12 protein-coding genes are annotated in these 17,285 nt (G+C 58.7%); 9 read left to right on the top strand and 3 right to left on the bottom strand.

Going from position 1 to position 17,285, the window contains the following annotated elements; genetic code table 11:
- Nucleotides 1–56: 56 nt before the first annotated feature.
- From ACUDP5_RS15980 to ACUDP5_RS15965, 4 genes are all read left to right on the top strand, one after another.
- Nucleotides 57–1,163 carry a hypothetical protein gene (locus tag ACUDP5_RS15980; RefSeq protein ID WP_445656552.1) on the top strand — a complete coding sequence of 369 codons (1,107 nt, stop codon included), beginning with the start codon at nucleotides 57–59 and terminating at the stop codon, nucleotides 1,161–1,163.
- A 136-nt stretch (nucleotides 1,164–1,299) separates the two neighbouring features.
- Nucleotides 1,300–2,178 (top strand): UPF0489 family protein, encoded by an 879-nt coding sequence (locus ACUDP5_RS15975; RefSeq protein WP_445656551.1) that lies wholly within the window; start codon nucleotides 1,300–1,302, stop codon nucleotides 2,176–2,178.
- 442 nt (nucleotides 2,179–2,620) lie between these two features.
- Complete coding sequence (locus ACUDP5_RS15970) at nucleotides 2,621–2,956, top strand: hypothetical protein (RefSeq protein ID WP_445656550.1); 336 nt, start codon at nucleotides 2,621–2,623, stop codon at nucleotides 2,954–2,956.
- A gap of 25 nt (nucleotides 2,957–2,981) precedes the next feature.
- The gene (locus tag ACUDP5_RS15965; protein ID WP_445656549.1) at nucleotides 2,982–4,019 is read left to right on the top strand and encodes a LysR family transcriptional regulator; all 1,038 of its coding nucleotides are present in this window, start codon (nucleotides 2,982–2,984) and stop codon (nucleotides 4,017–4,019) included.
- On the opposite strand, the gene ACUDP5_RS15960 is transcribed toward ACUDP5_RS15965, so the two are convergent.
- Nucleotides 3,954–4,820 (bottom strand): SDR family oxidoreductase, encoded by an 867-nt coding sequence (locus ACUDP5_RS15960; protein WP_445656548.1) that lies wholly within the window; start codon nucleotides 4,818–4,820, stop codon nucleotides 3,954–3,956. The genes ACUDP5_RS15965 and ACUDP5_RS15960 overlap by 66 nt on opposite strands.
- On the opposite strand from ACUDP5_RS15960, the gene ACUDP5_RS15955 reads away from it, so the two are divergent.
- The 4 genes from ACUDP5_RS15955 (at nucleotide 4,819) to ACUDP5_RS15940 (ending at nucleotide 14,221) form a co-directional block, all read left to right on the top strand.
- On the top strand, nucleotides 4,819–5,064 hold the full coding sequence (locus tag ACUDP5_RS15955) for a hypothetical protein (protein ID WP_445656547.1): 246 nt from the start codon (nucleotides 4,819–4,821) through the stop codon (nucleotides 5,062–5,064). The genes ACUDP5_RS15960 and ACUDP5_RS15955 overlap by 2 nt on opposite strands.
- 59 nt (nucleotides 5,065–5,123) lie before the next feature.
- Entirely contained in the window at nucleotides 5,124–13,445 is an 8,322-nt protein-coding gene (locus ACUDP5_RS15950) for a hemagglutinin repeat-containing protein (RefSeq protein ID WP_445656546.1), read from the top strand.
- 8 nt (nucleotides 13,446–13,453) lie between these two features.
- Nucleotides 13,454–13,714 (top strand): MafI family immunity protein, encoded by a 261-nt coding sequence (locus ACUDP5_RS15945; protein WP_445656545.1) that lies wholly within the window; start codon nucleotides 13,454–13,456, stop codon nucleotides 13,712–13,714.
- A 111-nt stretch (nucleotides 13,715–13,825) separates the two neighbouring features.
- Complete coding sequence (locus ACUDP5_RS15940; protein WP_445656544.1) at nucleotides 13,826–14,221, top strand: hypothetical protein; 396 nt, start codon at nucleotides 13,826–13,828, stop codon at nucleotides 14,219–14,221.
- Between the two features lie 112 nt (nucleotides 14,222–14,333).
- Here the strand turns inward: ACUDP5_RS15940 and ACUDP5_RS15935 are convergent, their stop codons facing one another.
- Nucleotides 14,334–15,431, bottom strand: coding sequence for an IS4 family transposase (locus ACUDP5_RS15935; protein WP_445659173.1), 1,098 nt, complete (start codon nucleotides 15,429–15,431; stop codon nucleotides 14,334–14,336).
- 489 nt (nucleotides 15,432–15,920) lie between these two features.
- On the opposite strand from ACUDP5_RS15935, the gene ACUDP5_RS15930 reads away from it, so the two are divergent.
- The gene (locus ACUDP5_RS15930; protein WP_445656543.1) at nucleotides 15,921–16,922 is read left to right on the top strand and encodes a hypothetical protein; all 1,002 of its coding nucleotides are present in this window, start codon (nucleotides 15,921–15,923) and stop codon (nucleotides 16,920–16,922) included.
- 96 nt (nucleotides 16,923–17,018) lie between these two features.
- Here ACUDP5_RS15930 and ACUDP5_RS15925 read toward each other — a convergent pair whose 3' ends face one another.
- Nucleotides 17,019–17,270 (bottom strand): hypothetical protein, encoded by a 252-nt coding sequence (locus ACUDP5_RS15925; RefSeq protein WP_445656542.1) that lies wholly within the window; start codon nucleotides 17,268–17,270, stop codon nucleotides 17,019–17,021.
- Nucleotides 17,271–17,285 lie beyond the last annotated feature (15 nt).

Below are 17,285 nucleotides of genomic sequence, written 5' to 3'. Positions count from 1 at the left end.
TTCAGGCGCGCGGCGAGAGCCTGTAAATTTTCAGCGCTATTGCTCAGAGAATTTAAATGATAACGGTCTATCTAGATAGTCAGGATTTTTCTCATTTTTCAATTAGGCACAAAGATCATGAAAAGTATGTTGCGCTCAAAGATCATTTGCTGAAAATAAAAAAAACGGGCAGGGTACGCTTTGTTTTCAGCGACGTACATATCTACGAGGTGTACCCGAAGGACGGTAAAGCAACCATAGAAGGCCTTGAACGTATTCGGACTATGGCTGAGTTCTGTGGGAAAGATAGCTTGCCCTCATTCTCCGCATTGTTAGAGCATGAAGTTGCAGAGGATCTATGTAAGAGACATGGGGATCAGCCGCCTCAACTTTCGACTAATTGGTTTCCCGATTTGGGATTACGCAACCAACCCCTGGCTCGTCCCCAGCGAGGCAATCGTGCCGAAAGGCGTGGGCTGGATCGAACCTTGCGCCGGACAAAGAGCAGGGAAGCGGCAACGGCAGAGTTTCGCCAGATATATCCCTTCCTCAAACGTGTAGAAGTATTTCTCAGATATTACGCGCATCAAGCGGAATGGGAGGATGTTGTCCGTATGTTAGAGGATAGCCTCCAAGATATTGAATCACTCTCATTATTTTTGGCTTCCAGTAATGATTGTGGATTAGATCTTCCGGACATACTTAGAAGCGGATATGAGTCTTATGTCAATACCATAAACTCACTGAGAGATGAAGTAGTATTGCTTGCCAGTGCCGCGTCGACCGTCGAGCAAAAATCTGAACTATCTGCTGTGATTGATCAGGAGTTGACTAGAGCTGCAATGGAGATTCGAGCTTCAATCGTTCCTAAGCTGATGGCCGATCTCAAGAATCATGACCCAGAACGAGATAGGGTGAGCGTTAACAGCACTATGCCTTGCTTTGACGCTCTCATTAGATACCTCGCGGAACTCATTCGTAGATCTTCGCAAATTAGCACGCCGCGCAAGCCTTCAGGTAGCGATTTTGCAGACGCATTGCATGTGACATACTTTCCTCTCGTCGACGTGTTTCGAACCGACGCTGCAGCTGCAGATGCATTGAAACGTCTGTATCCTCATCGCAGAGTGGACGTTATTGGCGACATTTTTCAATTGCCAAATCGTATATTGGGTGCAATATAGGGCGCAGAGATGCGGGAAAAATGAACGTAAGCCGTAGTCGGACGCCATTGTTCTTGACCGGCGGTGCTGACTGCACTTTCCAGGTTATGGGTGCATGCCTGCCTCATCGGAAATAAGTTCGATTCAATAAAAAATCATGGGCACTATGATGTTGACTTTGGATATAAATAATAAGAGCGTGTTTATTTTTGATAGCCATCAAATGGCACTTCTTCCTTGGTCGTTGTTGGCGAAGCGCGCTCCACGAGCGCCGTATGTAATATCGCTCGATTACCATACCGACACTAATGAGGCGTTTTGGAATTACGCATTCTGGAAATGCGATCAGAATACGGAAAAAGCCCGAACACTTTGCTCAGAACTGGTCGATGCAATTGATCGATTGGATGAGTCATCAGTTCAATTGGCGATTGAAAATCTGAAAAATGACGAACACATCGATGCTGCGATCAAGTCTGGAATAATATCTCATTCTTTTTCCATCCAACACATGGACTCCTCGGGAACACTGTCAAATGAGAGGAAGCACTACATTAATCGTAACTACAGCGATCACATGGCTCGACTTAGAAACGAGATTTTAGAGCCTTTGCCTCCATTTACATACGAAGCGCCAAAAGACAAGATGTTTATCGTACCCAGAGAATGTGCGGTCGGTTGTGAGCGGATCCCTCATAACGACGAGTGCCTGCGCGATTATGCGAACCAAGTTCTCGAGTACAAATTTCTGAGAGAGAAATTTGATGTGATAGACCAAATGGCTCACACTTCTGGCATTGCTAGCATCAGACCTCAACCTTACATACTCGACATCGATCTGGATTACTTTCAAACATTGCGGGCTGCAAAGCCTAAAGATTTCAATTTTTTCCATGCCTTGATCCGCAATTCATTTGGTATAACAATTGCACGAGAACATGATTGCGTGGACATGCTTCGATTTGCCGGAGAATCGATCGATAGCCCCCAATTGGAACGGATTGTCTTGCAGCATATCGATAAAGCCACTTGCTAAATTTTTGTGCTTGCCGCAAAGCTATAAATGTTAATGGACGAAATGAGATCGTGCTGCCGGGCTACGGTTTAAATTAAGAAAATTTAGCCGGGATATATTATTTTCTAATGATGGCAGTCGGATTTAGTAGAAAAATTATGCCGGGCTGCATTTTGTTTTCAAGAATTTGGTCCCACCCTTATGCACTACGGCAGCTGAAGATTGGATCGATAGGTTTTGGGGTTCAGGCCGGATTGCCCTCTATGGTGTGTAGGCTGCAAAACTTGCCCACTACGAATGCTTAACCAGTAGCAAAAATATCCCGCTCCGCAACACCTCCCCATCCCCCGCCATATACTCCCCCCACTACCTCCCCACAGGTAGTCCGGACTGGAAGCCGGAAAGCTATAGGCGGATAGCCGCAACGCATGCGGCCTGACTCAGTCCTATAGGAGGCAGCCCCATGCTGCACCACCCCCTCACACAAAACCCCTGGTCCGTCGATTCCGACCGCGAATTCGGCCCCGTCTCCCTTACGCATCTCCACCAGATAGACCGCGCCCGCTACGCAATCCAGACCATCGTCCGCATGGTCGGCAATAGCGCAGCCGAACCGGATGCGACGGGTGCTTTGCCGCTGGACGGCTGGGCGGTGACGGCGTTGATGGGCGGGGTGGAGGGGTTATGCGAGCACATCGGCACGTTGACCGACGCGATGCTTGAACAAGCGCAGTCGGGCCAAGGCGACAACGCAGACGGTGACGGCGCGACGCACGACGCGCCGGCTGCGATTCAATAGTCAGGCAAGGCCGAGTTGGGTTAACTTGATCCGCTCGGCAAACCTCAAATCCCTGACCCCCATGTTCCAGCTACGCCAACTGAAAATCTTCATCGCGGCAGTGGAAACGTTGAGCTTCACGCAGGCCGCGAAACGGGTGCACCTGTCGCAACCCAGCGTGACGGAACAGGTAAGGGCGCTGGAAGAGGCTGTCGGGCAGCCGTTATTCCTCCGCCAGAACAACCGGCTGCAATTGACCCCGGCCGGAGAAAAGCTGGCAGTCCGGGCCCGCGAGTTACTCGCTCTGGCGGATGACACTTTCCGTGAGGTTCGCGATAACGCCGCCGAGCCGGCCGGCACGATTCGCGTTGCGGCCCCGCAAACGCTGTGCACCAGCATCCTGGTTCCGCAACTGCTGCACTTCGCCGCGGCGCACCCCGACGCCCAGGTGGCCGTCCAGGAAAGAAACTCCCAGGCCACCGCCCAGGCCGTGCTCAACGGCACTGCCGATCTGGGGCTGGTGCACGGGTGGCCGGCCAGCGACGTCAATCTGCAGGTGGAAGTCATTGCCCGGGATATGCCGGTGGTGGTTTTTTCGGCTGGTCATCCCCTGGGCCTGTCGTCCGGCCTGGTCACGCCGGACGCGCTGGCGGCGTTGCCGCTGATTGTCACGATGGAAGGGTGCCGCTATCGGGAATACCTCGAGGCCCTGTTGCAGGAAGCCCCGGCGCGGCCCCGCATCCGCGGGGTTGCGGATAGCGTTGCCGCATTGATGCAGATGGTGTCCGCTGGGTTGGGCGTATCGATCTTGCCGAGAATGGCCATGAACCCGGCCGGGACGATGCCTGGCCCGTCGGGAGGGACCATGAAGCCCGCTGAGGCAAGGCCCCGCGTCGAGTGGCGGCCGCTGGCGACCCGCAGCGGGGAAGGGCTTCCCATCTGCCTGCTCACCCAGCCCCGGCCGCCGGCCCGCCACGTCGCCGCGTTCATCGACATGATCCGCCTGGCGGCTACGCCATCAGACGAGCCGATGCCCGCCGTCCACGTGCAGCACCGTGCCGGTCGTGTAGCCATTGCCAAGTAGAAAGACGATGGCATCGGCGATGTCGTCGCCGGTGCCGACCCGGCCGACCGGTAGCCGTTCGGCCATGGCTGCCAACAGCGATTCACTATCCGCGCCCGCCACGTCGTTCCAGATGGGCGTGCGTACCCATCCCGGCGATACGGCGTTGATGCGCAGCGGCGCAAGCTCGACGGCCATGGCGCGCACGACGCCTTCCAGGGCGGCATTGATGGCGGCGACAGCGACGCCTTTGGGTCTGGGGCGGTAGGCGGCAATGCCGGACGTGAGGGTGATGGAGCCGTGCGCCGGCATGCGCGGCGCGCCGTGTTTGGCCAGCAGGATGGGCGCGATGACCTTTGAGCGGATGGCGCGGTCCAGCGCGTCCAGGGGCAGCTGCGGCAGCAGCTCGTAGGCGCCGCGGATGTCGGCGGCGGTGCAGATCACGTGGTCCACCGGGCCTGATGCTTCGAACAGTTGTTGGACTTGTGCTTCGTCGGTCACGTCTGCTTGAAGCAAGATGGGGTCGTTGAAGGCTGTCCATTGCCTGGATGCCGCGTCGTCGATGGTGCTTAATGGCGCTTGCGCAGCGCTACCTGGTGTGGGTGGCTGCTCGATCGCCACGTTGTCAGGTGCCCGCAATGGCGGGTGCGCGCTGTTGCCCAATGCCCTCAACTGCTCGCGCGCCGCATCCAGCTTGTCGCGGGACCGGCCCACGATCAGCACCTGGCAGTGCATTTTCATCAAGCGCGCACTGACGGCCAGGCCCATGCCCGAGTTGCCGCCAACGACCATGACCCGCTGTCCTGCAAGACTGTTGCCCATGCCGAATTCCTTGAAGTTCGTGTGTGGAATGGGCGATGTTGGCGCGGCGCTGCGTACCGCACCAGCAGGAAGGTTTGATGGGGGTATCGGTGTTTCCGATGCGGCAAGGCTGCGTGCGGATGCGGCTTGCCTGCCCGAGCAATATCGGACGAATCCTTCTTCAGAAGGGGATTTTTCCTACACAAGCCTCGGCTTGGCTCAGCGTAAGTTCGACAGTCACTCTTTCGAACCGCGCTGTACTTGACCAGCGCCTGATGGCGGGTCAATCCCCACAGGCGTGGCGCCTACAGGGATATCCCGCTCATGTCCAAGCTTCGCTCCGCAGTTGTTTGGTTGGTGTTGTGTACGCAGGTCTGGACGCCCGTCCTGGCGGAGACCTTGCCGATTTCGGTAGACCAGAGCGGCGGCGGGCAAAGGCCTGTGGTGGGCGTGGCCAACGGCGTGCCGGTGGTGAACATTGCACCGCCCTCGGCTGGCGGGGTGTCCGACAACCGGTTCACGCAATTCAACGTCGGCCCGTCCGGCGTGGTGCTGAACAACAGCGGCGCGGCCAGCCAGACGCAGGTGGCGGGGCAGGTGGCCGGTAACCCCATGCTGGGTAACCAGCGTGCCACCACCATCCTGAACCAGGTCACGGCGCCTAATCCCTCGCAACTGCGCGGGATGCTGGAAGTGGCGGGTAATCGGGCGAACGTCATTGTTGCGAACCCGGCCGGTATCACTTGCAACGGCTGCGGGTTTCTCAACGCCAATCGTGCCACGCTGACTACCGGCAAGCCGGTCGTTGGGCCGGATGGCACGCTGGGCTTTGATATCGCCAGTGGGCGTTTGGCCATCGAAGGCGCGGGTCTGTACGGCGCCAACCTGAGCCAACTGGATCTGCTGGCGCGCACGCTGGAACTGAACGCCCAGGTGTGGGCGGATCGCTTGAACGTGGTGGCCGGGTCGGCGCGGGTGGGGTACGAAGGTGTCGACGTCTCGGCCCTGACCGGCGCTGGTGCTACGACTGGCGTATCCATCGACGTCGCCGCCTTGGGCGGAATGTACGCCAATAGCATCCGGCTCATCGGCACTGAAGCGGGCGTCGGCGTGAACATCGGCGGCAACCTGGCTGCGCTGACCGGCACGCTGACCGTCAGCGCCAACGGCGACGTCAAGATTCTGCCGTCCGGCCGTATGCAGGCTGCCACTGACCTGTCGGTGCAGGGCGGGCGCGATATCGTCAACGAGGGCACCGTCACGGCGGGTGGCGCGTTGGCGCTCAACGCGCCTGGCACGGTGTCCAATGCTGGCGCGATGTCCTCGGCGGGCAACGCCAGTGTTGTGGCACGGCAACTGGATAACCTCGGTGCCTTCACCGCGGGCCTGCAGGCCGATGGCTCCATTAGCCCCTTGGGCGCGCTGAGCGTGCAGGTCAATAGCCTGCAGAACGCGGGCACGCTGATGGCCGGCGGCAACGCTACGGTCACGGCCGATGCGCTGGGTCTGTCGGGCGGAAAATTCGTCGCGGGCGGTGCACTGACGTTGGATGCCAATGGGGCAATCACCAATCGCGCCGGTTCCGTGTACGGCGGCTCGGTGCTGCTGCGTGCGTCCAGCCTGGACAACACCGGCGGCAAGCTCACCAGCGGGGCAGGGCTGACCGCCAACGTCGCAGGCGCAATCGACAATACGGCCGGCACTCTGGCGGGCACCGGCGCGGTTGCCATCACCGGCCAATCCATCATCAACGCCGCAGGCGGCGTCGTCTCGGGCGACAGCGTGGCGCTGCGCGGTCCAGCCGGCATCAACAACCAGGGCGGTTCCGTCCAAGCCAACGGCGCGCTGCGCGTGGAAACGGCCGGCGCCGTGAACAACCAGGGCGGCAAGCTCTTGGGTGGCACGGCTGATATCCAGGCGGCCAGTCTGGACAACCGCAACGGCGTTGCGCAGGCGGACGGCAAGCTCACCGTCGCCAATACAGGCGCCTTGCAGAACCAGGGCGGTGGCCTCTATGGCGGCTCGGCGAACATCAAGGCAGCCAGCCTGTCCAACACAGACGGCAAGGTCGTCAGCGGCGGCGCACTGGACGTCAGCACCACCGGCAACCTGGACAACACCGGCGGTACCGTTGCTGCGCAAGGGCAAGCCACGCTGAACGCGCAAACCCTGTCCAACACCCGCGGCATCATTGCCGCAGGCAACCTGACACTCAAGACGCAAGGCCTGCTGGACAACCGTGCCGGCCTGATCCAGGCCGACAACCTCTTGGCTTTGACGGCCGGCAGCCTGAACAACCGCGACACGCTCGCCAATGGTCTGGCGGGTGCGGGGGCAGCAATGGCTGCCAACGTGGAATCGTGGGCCCAGGCAGGAACGCCGACCCCATCAGGGACTTCTGCCGAAGCAGCCGCTATGCCCACTTCGGCGAGCGCCTTGGGCGTGATGGGCAAGCAGGTCACGGTCAATGCCGGGGCCATCGATAACCAGTCTGGCCGCATCGGCGCGGGCCAGGACCTGGGCATCGCCACCGGCACGCTCGACAACACGTCGGGCAATGTCTCATCCGACGCCAACGCCAAGCTCGCGGTCAACAGCCTAACCAACCGCAGCGGCGCGGTGACGGCCGGCAGTTCCCTGGAACTGACCACCGACACCCTGGACAACGACGGCAAGCTCCACGCCGGCCAGGACCTGACGATCACCGCCAACACCCTGACCAACCGCGCCACCGGCGAACTGATCGGCCTGCGCAACAACACCCTGGTCATCGGCGGCCTGCTGGCCAACGCCGGCCTCATCGATGGCGGCTACACCCGCATCACTGCTGGCAGCCTCACCAACACCGGCCGCATTTACGGCGACCGCGTCGGCATCCAGACGCCGACGCTCATCAACGAACCCAATGCCGTCATTGCGTCGCGTGGTGACCTGGACCTGGGCGTCGGCACGCTCGCCAACCGTGAACACGCCTTGATCTACGCCGGCGCAGACCTGCGCATCGGCGGCGCCCTGGATGCCACAGGCAAGGCCGCAGGCCAAGCCGCGTTGCTGTCCAACGAATCGGCCACCATCGAAGCCGAGCGCAACGCCGACATCGCCGCCGCCAGCATCCAGAACCTCAACCAGCACTACGTCAGCGGCAAGGTCGAAACGTCCACCACCGGCAAGCTGTACTACCGCCTGGAAAACTCCACCGAGCTGATGGACGGCGACAAGCTGTGGCTGTGCGACGCCGTCACCACCGCGTGCGGCAAGGACCCGGAAGTCTTCCTGGAAGACGATTCCGAGCGCCGTCTGCTGCTGCCGTCGGATCAGTATCCCGAGTCGCGCTACGGCCCGCCCTTTGACTACGTGCAAGGCGTGCGAGGCAGGGAAGGCAGGGATGCGCCCATTCCGCCGGCCTACTTGCCCGACCCATATGTGTGCGGGCCCGGTGGCGAAGATTGCGGCTACCAGCCGGGTGGCCCGCGTTACAAGGCCGGCGACGGCGTCTGGCGCGTGTTCGGCGTGGCTGAGCCCGTCGAGGTGCCGCCCCTGGTCGAGGTCAAGTGCAACATCAACCAGACCTGCCAGGTCTCTACCCCTGAACGCGATCAGGCCTTGGCAACCAATGAAGCGCGCCATCGGGAATTGGAAGGCAAGATCTACGCCTTCAACGCCGATTTCAATCGCCGGCTGGTCAAGAACTTCTTCTACTACAAGGTCGACGAAGTCGTCTCGGAGAGCCGCACGGTATCCACGGACCCGGCCCGGATCATTGCTGGCGGAAACGCCCGCTTCACGGGTGCCATCACCAACGACAAAAGCCGCATTGTCGCCGGCGCTACGCTTTCGGTAGACGGCCCGTCAGTCAACAACATCGGGGCCGAAGGCGAGCGCCGCATCGCACGCGATGGCTTCGAAGCCCGCACCATCGCCAAGGGCCAGCGGCGCGAGGAAAACAGAGCTTCCTACAACGACGTCGTGGCCGCCGAACGGTTCGAGCTGGCCGTGGCCAGCGCCACCGGCAACACCGCGCCACCGGCCACCGGCAACGCAAGGCCCGACGCCAGCGGCATCACCCACCCCTTGGCGCCGGCCCAGCTGATCGAATTTGCCACGCCCGGCAAGTTCGTCATCCGCGTGCCCACGCTGGCGCCCGTCCTGCCGACCAACGCGCTGTACCGCGTGATGTCGGCGCCGGACGCGCCCACCCTGATCGCCACCGACCGCCAATTCGTCGGCTCGCGCACCATCACGTCCAGCGACACGCTGCTGCGCCAACTCAACCAGAACAGCAGCTACCTCCTCAAGCGCCTGGGCGATGGCTTCTATGAACAGAAGCTGGTGGCCGAGCAGATCATGCTGGCCAGCGGCCAGCGTTTCGTGGGCGACTACACCGACAACGAAACCCAGTACAAGGCGCTGCTTGCCGCGGGCGCCGAATTTGCCGGCAACTTCGGCCTGACCATCGGCACCGCCTTGACGCAAGAGCAGATGCGCCACCTGACCGGCGACATCGTCTGGCTGGTCGAACAGACGGTGACGCTTCCCGATGGCACGCAGCAGAAGGTGCTGGCCCCGCAGGTCTACCTGGCCGTCAAACCGGGCGACCTGCGCGGCGACGGCACGCTCATCGCGGGCCGTACAACGCAGATCAACACGACGGGCGACCTCAGCAACAGCGGCACCCTGGGCGCGCGCAACGCGCTGGTGGTCAACGCGCAGAACGTGCGCAACAGCGTCGGCTCGATCCAGGCCAAGACCGTCAACCTGACTGCCCGCAACGACATCGACAACCTGGCCGGGCTGCTCAAGGGCGAGTCTGTGGCGTTGAACGCCACGCGTGACATCAACCTGATATCCAGCACGCAGACCAACGCCAGCGGCGGGGTGAGCAGCACGCGCATCGATGGCGTGGCGCGTATCGATGCCGGCACCTTGAATGCCCAGGCGGGCCGGAACTTCAACGCCCAGGCCGCGGCGATTGCCGTCGACGGCGATGCCAGCATCCGCGCGAACAACGATATCAACCTGACCGCACTCGGCACGCGGTATGCGGAATCGTACGACTTCGGCAAGAAGAACCGCGCAGCGATGCGCACGACCGAAGACGTCGGCACGCAGATTTCCACCGGTGGCAACCTGACGCTGTTCGCCACCCGGGACATCAACGCCATCGCGGCCCAAGTGGCAGCGGACAAGCAACTGGCCGCGGGGGCCGGCCGCGATATCAACATACTCGCGGGCAATTCCAGCGGCTACACCTACAACGAGTCCTACTTCAAGACCAAGGGCTTTCTGTCGAGCACGTCCACGCATCGCATCAGCGAAGCCAGTCGGACCCAGGCCGTCTCGTCGACCTTCACGGGCGACACCGCGGTGTTGATGGCAAGGCGCGACCTGAACGTAGTCGGTTCCAATGCTGCCGCCCAGAACGACCTTGTCATGTCGGCAGACCGCAACGTCAACATTGTGGCCGCGCAGAACCTGTCCGACGAGTATCAGTATGAAAAGGTCAAGAAGTCGGGTTTTGGGGCGACGGGGGGCTTGAGCTATGGCTCGCGCCAACAGACCGACATTCTTGATGGCGACAAGGTGCTGCACACCGCGAGTACGGTGGGCAGTGTCCAGGGCAATGTGCTCATCAACGCCGGCGGCTCGCTGAATGTCGTCGGTAGCAATGTGCTGGCGCGCCAAGGCGACGTGACGATGATCGGGCGCGACGTGAACATCGCTGCCGTGATCGATACCGCTCGTGAGAAGGAGTTCCACGAGGTCAAGCAGAGCGGGTTGAGCATCAACGCGAGTACGCCGCTGGTAAATGCGATGCAAACCGCAGCGAAGATGAGCGACGCGGCGGGCAAGACCGACAACAAGGTCATGCAGGGGCTGGCCCTGGCCACAACTGGGTTGGCGGGCGTCAACGCGTATGACGCGATTCTGGCCAACCCCAGTACGGCGGGCGGCCTGAACATCAATATCGACCTGGGATCAAGCAAAAGCCAGAGCACCACGAAACGAGAGTCTTCGTCGGTTCGCGGGTCCGACGTGGCAGCCGGCGGAGACCTGACCATTGTCGCGCGAGGCGGGGGCCAGGATTCCAACGTGACGGTGACAGGATCGAGCCTGTCAGCCGGCAACAACGCGGCCATCAAGGCGGACGGGGACATTGTTCTGCAGGCTGCCCAGAACACGTTTGAGCAGCACAGCACGAACAAGAGTACCAACGCCAGCATCGGCGTCGGAGTGACCCTGGGCTCGAAGGGGATGGGCTTCACGCTGAACGTCGCGGCCAGTGCTGCACGTGGCAAGGCCGATGGCAAGGACATCAGCTGGACCCGAAGCAGCGTGACGGCGGGCAATGTGCTGGGCCTGCAGTCAGGCGGCAACCTGTCTCTGATAGGCGCCATTGGGCAGGCTGAGCAGATCGTGGCATCGGTCGGCAACAACCTGCGCATCGAGACTTTGCAGGACATCAGTACCTACGCGTCCAAACAGCAGAGCGCGGGCATTGCAGGCAGTCTTTGCTACGGCTATTGCACCAGTAGCATATCGGCCAACGTGTCGCAAGGCCAGATGAAGAGCAACTTCACGTCGGCCTCGGAACAGGCGGGCCTGAAGGCCGGAGATGGCGGCTTCATCGTCGATGTCAAGAACAACACGATGCTGATTGGGGGGCTTATCGCCAGCAGCGACAAGGCCGTGGCCGACGGGCTGAACGTGCTGGCGACGGGCACGCTGGTGACCGAGAACCTGACGAACAGCGCCAGCTACAAGGCGAGCCAGGTCGGGATCAGCGGAGGGTATGGCTGGGGCGGCTCGGGCGGAAAGGACGGTGACAAGACTGCTGGCCTGGGTACGGACGCCAAGGGCAACGTGGCCGGTGGCTCGAAGGCGCAGCCGGGCACGCACGTGCCGCAAACGTCGGGCGGGCTGGGAATGGGAACCCCGATGGTGGCTGCCGCCAGTGGCCAAGCAGGCTCGACCACCTATAGCGCGATCAGCGGCGGCACCATCGTGATCCGCGATGTGGTCGCTCAGCAGAATCTGTCGGGAATGACGGTGGCCGAGACAATCGCCTCGCTCAACCGTGACACGTCGTCCGATACGTTGAACGCGCTCAAACCGATCTTTAACAAGGAGAAGATCGAGGCGGGGTTTGCCATTGTGACGGAGGCTCAACGGCAGGTGGGGCAGTTCCTGACGAATCGGGCGCAGGAAGCGAAGGCACTGCAAGATGCGCTGAAGGATGAGCCCGAAGGACCGCGTCGAGATCAATTAAAGCAAGCTCTTGACGACGCAAAGACTTGGGCACCGGGCGGCGAGAGCCGTCGTTGGCTGACCGCGATCATGGGGGCTGTGAGTGGCAATGTGACCGGCGCGGCCAGTGACGCGCTACAGGCTGTCGCGGTCAACTATTTGCAGGGGCTGGGGGCGTCCAAGGTAAAGGAGATCGTCTCGGCACTGGGAGACGGGCCGCAGGCAGAAGCTGCTCGCGTCGCTATGCACGCGATCGTGGGATGCGCGGGCGCAGCAGGGAAAGGCAGCGATTGCGGTGCGGGAGCACTGGGTGCGGGTTCTGGGGCTGTGCTTAATGCGTTGCTGGGTGGCGATGCGTCAAAGATGACCCCGGAAGAGAAGGAGGTGCGTCGCAACCTGATCGGCTCACTGGTAGCGGGAATCGCGCAAGCGTCTGGGGTGTCTGGCACCGAGGCGGTTTTTGCGGCGATCAATGAGACGGAAAACAATGGGTTGAGCGTGGAGGAGCAACAAGCCCGAATTGAAGAAAAGAAGGCCTGCGAATCCGAAAAGATATGTGAACTACGCGTCGCGAAAAAGTATCAGGAGATCGATGCTGGGAATCGAAAGGCGTTGGCTCAGTGCGCGAGCGTGGACGTTTGTAGGGCAGAAATAGAAGCAGCATCGGTGCGGCTCGGGGAGTACGCCAGCCGAATTGCGATTTTGGAAGAAAAATTCCGTGCTGAGGGTCGGCTGAGCGCTTCCGAAATGGAAGAGTGGACGATTCTAAAACTGAACGCGTCGATGCTGCTTGAGGTTGATCGCAATGCTGCGATCAAGAATTACCTTTTGCTGGGAGGCGATGAGGCCAAGCAGTTTGCGTGGAATGAAATAGCAAAGGCGGGTGTGGCTGGGGCGGCGGCGGCTGTGGGCGCTGTCGGCTTAAATAGGAGGCCGATTGCTGGAGGAGAGGGCGGTGGATCACCCGGAGGACGGCCAATACAATCGAAGTCCGAGGGGACGAAGGCTTCGGCTAAAAACGGTGAGCAATCGACTGGAAAAAATTATGTCGATATTATTTCTCCTGAAGCTAAGCAGCATATTTTGCACGGCGATAATCCTGGAAGTGGCGGCCATATGTGGCCAGGGCAGCCAGGAAAAACAGTTTTCCCTCAGAGTTGGTCGGCAGATAAAATCGTTCACGAAATTGGCGATATTGCTACAGCGCCAAATACAGTTTGGTATGCCCAGAAGGGTACTGGGGGGCTGTATACGAAAGCTGGTGAGCCCGCTCGTTGGGTTGCATGGGAGGTTCGAGATGAGGTTCGGATACGGGTTGTATATGAACCTGCAAATGGGAAGGTGATAACAGCTTTTCCTGATAACAATCCCATACCACCGTTGAAATTGGTAAGGCCATAAGGGTAAATATGAAAATAAATGACCGAATTAGATCTCTAGGCGAACAACTGACCGATAGGTTGGATCCTGCGTTGGTTAGTTACGCGCTGGAATACATCGATCATTCTGAGAGTGTGCTGGCGCTTGAAACTTTGTGTGATTTCATTGCTGATAGTGATATTCTAATAACAAAATTTGAGTATCGTCATATTATTGATTTAGTTAAAGACATGAATATCGAGATGACAAATAGGTATTTTTATATAAATCCAGATAAAAATTCCTCATGAAAATATGGTGTCAGACTACGTTTTTGGCCTGAAGATCGCTGTGTGGAAACGTAGTCTGACACCTTGTTTTGCACCTTGTTTTTCGGGGCGATCTGTTTGGAACAGTGAATTGTGGCCTATTCATTCGTATGTTTTAAAAACAAAGAGTTTCGTGTTAATGACCTGGATTTTGCTGTCACTTGCTTTGTATTAATTAAGCAGGCAGATGCATCCGCTCTTGAGGAATTTGGATTGATGTTTGATCAATGGCTTGATTCAATCGCATTTTCAGGAGGGGGGTGTCTCGATTTGCTTTTGGATAAATATTTGACTACTTGCGAGAAGATAAAGCGGTTCTCTGAATTGCTAGACTTGGCCCGTTATGATGTTTCTAGTTACGGAGAATTTTATCCCGGTGAATTGTTGTGCCAAGATTTGAGTAAGGTCCAAATAGCATTGGCTGGAAATTATCGAGTTAGCCATATCAGTAAGACTCTATGCGAATTACAAAGAATTGTTGGTTGCTGAAAACAAAGTGTCAAGCTCCCAGATTTCCGCGCAGATAAGGTGTCAGGCTACGTTTTCGGCCAGAGGAAGTCGCTGTGAAAACGTAGTCTGACACTGAGGTTTCCCCACGAATTCATTCGCTCTCTCCAACGGGTCCAGCAGCTTCCAACGGTGTTTGCAGGAGTGCCAGCACTGACATTTCAGTCAGGACCAGTACCCGTTCTGCATAAACCATGGCTCCTAGCGTAAGCAACGAGATAGTCCGCCGATCTTTGCGATTGTTGGACTCATAAGCCGGCCTCAGTTTCCGGTTTTCGGCCAGCTTGCCCACGAGCCACAGCAGGAACGTGGCCAACGCGTGGATCAACAACAAGATCTGCAGACGGGCAGCGCCCGCGCTTTGGCTGTCCTCGAAGGAGAACCCGACCTGATGGGATTTCAAACTTCGGAAGGTGCACTCGATGCTCATGCGCTTGCGATAGACCTCAACAATTTCATGCGCGTTCGCCTCGGCCAGCGACGGCGAGGCGCACAGCAACCACGGTTCGCTCTCCCGCCTGGCGCAGACCTCGCTGTGGCTGCTGCGCTTGCGTTGCTTGAACTGAGTCAGTGCTTGACGTTGCTGCGGCGGCTTTCGATACAACACCAGTCGAGTTTGCACGGGACAGGAACGGATCATTTCTTGTTCGCCCAAATCGCTCGGCCGAGCGTTGGCGCGGGCGTAATCGGCCGTGCAGCGCCGCCACGGATCGTCCCCAGATCTAAGAAACGTGCGTCCACGGATACGTCCTACCCAGTACCAACCCAGCTGATTCAAATGGGTGAACCAAGGGCCGCGGAATCCCGCATCGGTCACGACGATTGGCCGCAAGCCCTGTGGCAGCAACGACTTGAGCTGGGTCAGGAACGACCGTTCAACGCTTGGCGAGTTCTGATCGCGCAGCGGATGGACGCTCTCGTAGATAGGCACCGCAGCGCCGCGTATCCATAATGCCGCTCGCAATACCAACCAGCTCCTGTCAGCCTTTAAATCAGACCAATCCACCAGGATCACGGGGCGTTTGTCCTGGGCCATGAACTGCCGGCACAGCAATTGATAGAACAGGGGACGCTCGTTATGCAGATGGCGATTACCCAGAAGCCTGTCCACACGCTTGATCCGATGCCGTATTGCTTGACCCGTTGGCAGACCACGCGCCAAGCCACTGAGCGTCAACCGCCGCGTCGTCATCGCACTTCGCACTGTGCTTATCAAGGCGCGGAGCCGGTTTAAATGTAGGCTGGGGATCGAATCCTGGAGCAGTTTCTGCAATACTCCCACTGCGTGCATGGCCTGTCTTCCTTCAAACGGTTTGGTCGCCTGATGAAGGGTATAGGACTGGCGCCATGCACGCCCTGATCACCTGCTCGCGAATCGTTTGACTTCGCCTCGCACCCCAAACCTCTGATTTGAAATAGGTTTCCCTGGAAATTCGTGGGGAAACCTCAGTGTCAGATTGCGTTTTTCGCCTCAATAGTAATCAAACACATGTATGTCCCGTATGCAAATGTCCGGATCTGAATCACGCGGATAAGGTGTCAGACTACGTTTTTGGCCGAAACCTTATCCATCCTCTGCACATCGCACAGTTCCGCGCATATCAAGCTGCGACACGTAGAAATTCACTTCGTAGACTCTCTCATCTAGGATGAGGTTCCAATCCTAAATAGTGAGGAAGAGTTGAATACCATCATCGAGAAAAAGATTCCGGAACCACCGTTTCCAGGCGGGTATGCCGTTTCGCTGAAAGGCGTACTGCCCGGCGGCGTATGTTTTACGCGGCTGTGCATGTACAGCTTTCAACCTGGCGGCACGATGCGATCCGACTTCTGGTTTTGGAGGGAGGATGCGCCGGTCTGGAGCGCGGCGAATCCGGGCGATTATGGGTCGATCGGCCGTCAGGTCGGATATGCGAATCAATCGTCCTACCCCTACAACTTCGATCAAAATGCGTACGTGCAGGGATCAAGGAAGTTCAGCGATGCCAATGCGACGCCAACGACGATATTTGGCACGTGGGTCATGCAAGGTAGTGATTCCGTCCTTATTGATTTCAATGGCAGCACCGAATTATGGAAGACAACCTGGTCGGATGCGACATTGAACAAGATCGAGTTGCAGCAGGCAAACTATGTCGAGGGTGCTTTCTACCTGAAGTCGACTGGGGGCTATGACATCACAGCCGTGAATGCAGGCTGGGGGTTTGGCGGGAAGAATGTCGGCTTTACTTCAGTTGCCAATATCAATGGCATGCATAAAGACCTGCCCTATGGTCGATTCATCAGACACAATTCGTGGAATGGTGCGGACGAGCCGGTTGCGCTGGATTCTATGAGCCTGGGTAGTGTGTTCCTGTCGACGACGACAGGCGTCCTGCGCTACGTGACATGGGACAGCACGCCGGGTGCGCAGCACCATGGCTTTAGTTATCTTGCGCAGCCAATGGGAAATTCAGGCTTGACGTCGGGACGTGTGTGCTATCAGGTGAGCCATGATTTCAATAACAATGGGCATATTGCTGACGATGTCGGGCACACGTATTCAGGCCTGCAGGTGATCGATCAGGTAGGGAATTTTCGAGGGTTCGTGTTTTCAGATTCGTCCGTGAATGGTGCCCCACTCGTCGTGGGTCGCAATCACACGATTTCCGCGCTGTACTACCTGGACACGCCGACTACGTAGGAGGGGCGGCTTCGGACCCATCCAGAGCCTCGCCCACTTGACGTTTTCCGAAGCAATGAACTGACGCCCGGTGACTGCCAGCAGATCGATTGCCCATCACTGGTTATTGATCCAGGTCTGCGTATCCCGAATGAACCACGGCAGATTCAGCCTTTCCCCTTCGCCCGTCTGAATGGTCAGGTTCTGCCCCGAGGATGCCGCGCCGCTGGGCACGGGCTTGGCCGCCGTGGGAGGCCGGCTGCGGTAGTCCATGTCGGTGCGCTTGGGCGGGGTATTCGCGCAGGCGGTCAGTGACGCGCAGGCGACGGCGATCAGGATGGGGGGGAGGGCGGAACGAAGGGGCTTCATGGTTTACGGATTCCT

Source organism: Achromobacter sp. NCFB-sbj8-Ac1-l (assembly GCF_052695805.1).
Note: the sequence above shows the minus strand (reverse complement) of the source record. Positions and strands in the feature narration are given on the sequence as shown.

Excerpts from the sequence above, each read along its gene's own strand:
- ACUDP5_RS15955 (WP_445656547.1), top strand. The coding sequence starts at position 4,819 with ATGCCGAATTCCTTGAAGTTCGTGTGTGGAATGGGCGATGTTGGCGCG.
- ACUDP5_RS15975 (WP_445656551.1), top strand. The coding sequence starts at position 1,300 with ATGGGCACTATGATGTTGACTTTGGATATAAATAATAAGAGCGTGTTT.
- ACUDP5_RS15950 (WP_445656546.1), top strand. The coding sequence starts at position 5,124 with ATGTCCAAGCTTCGCTCCGCAGTTGTTTGGTTGGTGTTGTGTACGCAG.
- ACUDP5_RS15945 (WP_445656545.1), top strand. The coding sequence starts at position 13,454 with ATGAAAATAAATGACCGAATTAGATCTCTAGGCGAACAACTGACCGAT.
- ACUDP5_RS15970 (WP_445656550.1), top strand. The coding sequence starts at position 2,621 with ATGCTGCACCACCCCCTCACACAAAACCCCTGGTCCGTCGATTCCGAC.
- ACUDP5_RS15980 (WP_445656552.1), top strand. The coding sequence starts at position 57 with ATGATAACGGTCTATCTAGATAGTCAGGATTTTTCTCATTTTTCAATT.
- ACUDP5_RS15960 (WP_445656548.1), bottom strand. The coding sequence starts at position 4,820 with ATGGGCAACAGTCTTGCAGGACAGCGGGTCATGGTCGTTGGCGGCAAC.
- ACUDP5_RS15935 (WP_445659173.1), bottom strand. The coding sequence starts at position 15,431 with ATGACGACGCGGCGGTTGACGCTCAGTGGCTTGGCGCGTGGTCTGCCA.
- ACUDP5_RS15925 (WP_445656542.1), bottom strand. The coding sequence starts at position 17,270 with ATGAAGCCCCTTCGTTCCGCCCTCCCCCCCATCCTGATCGCCGTCGCC.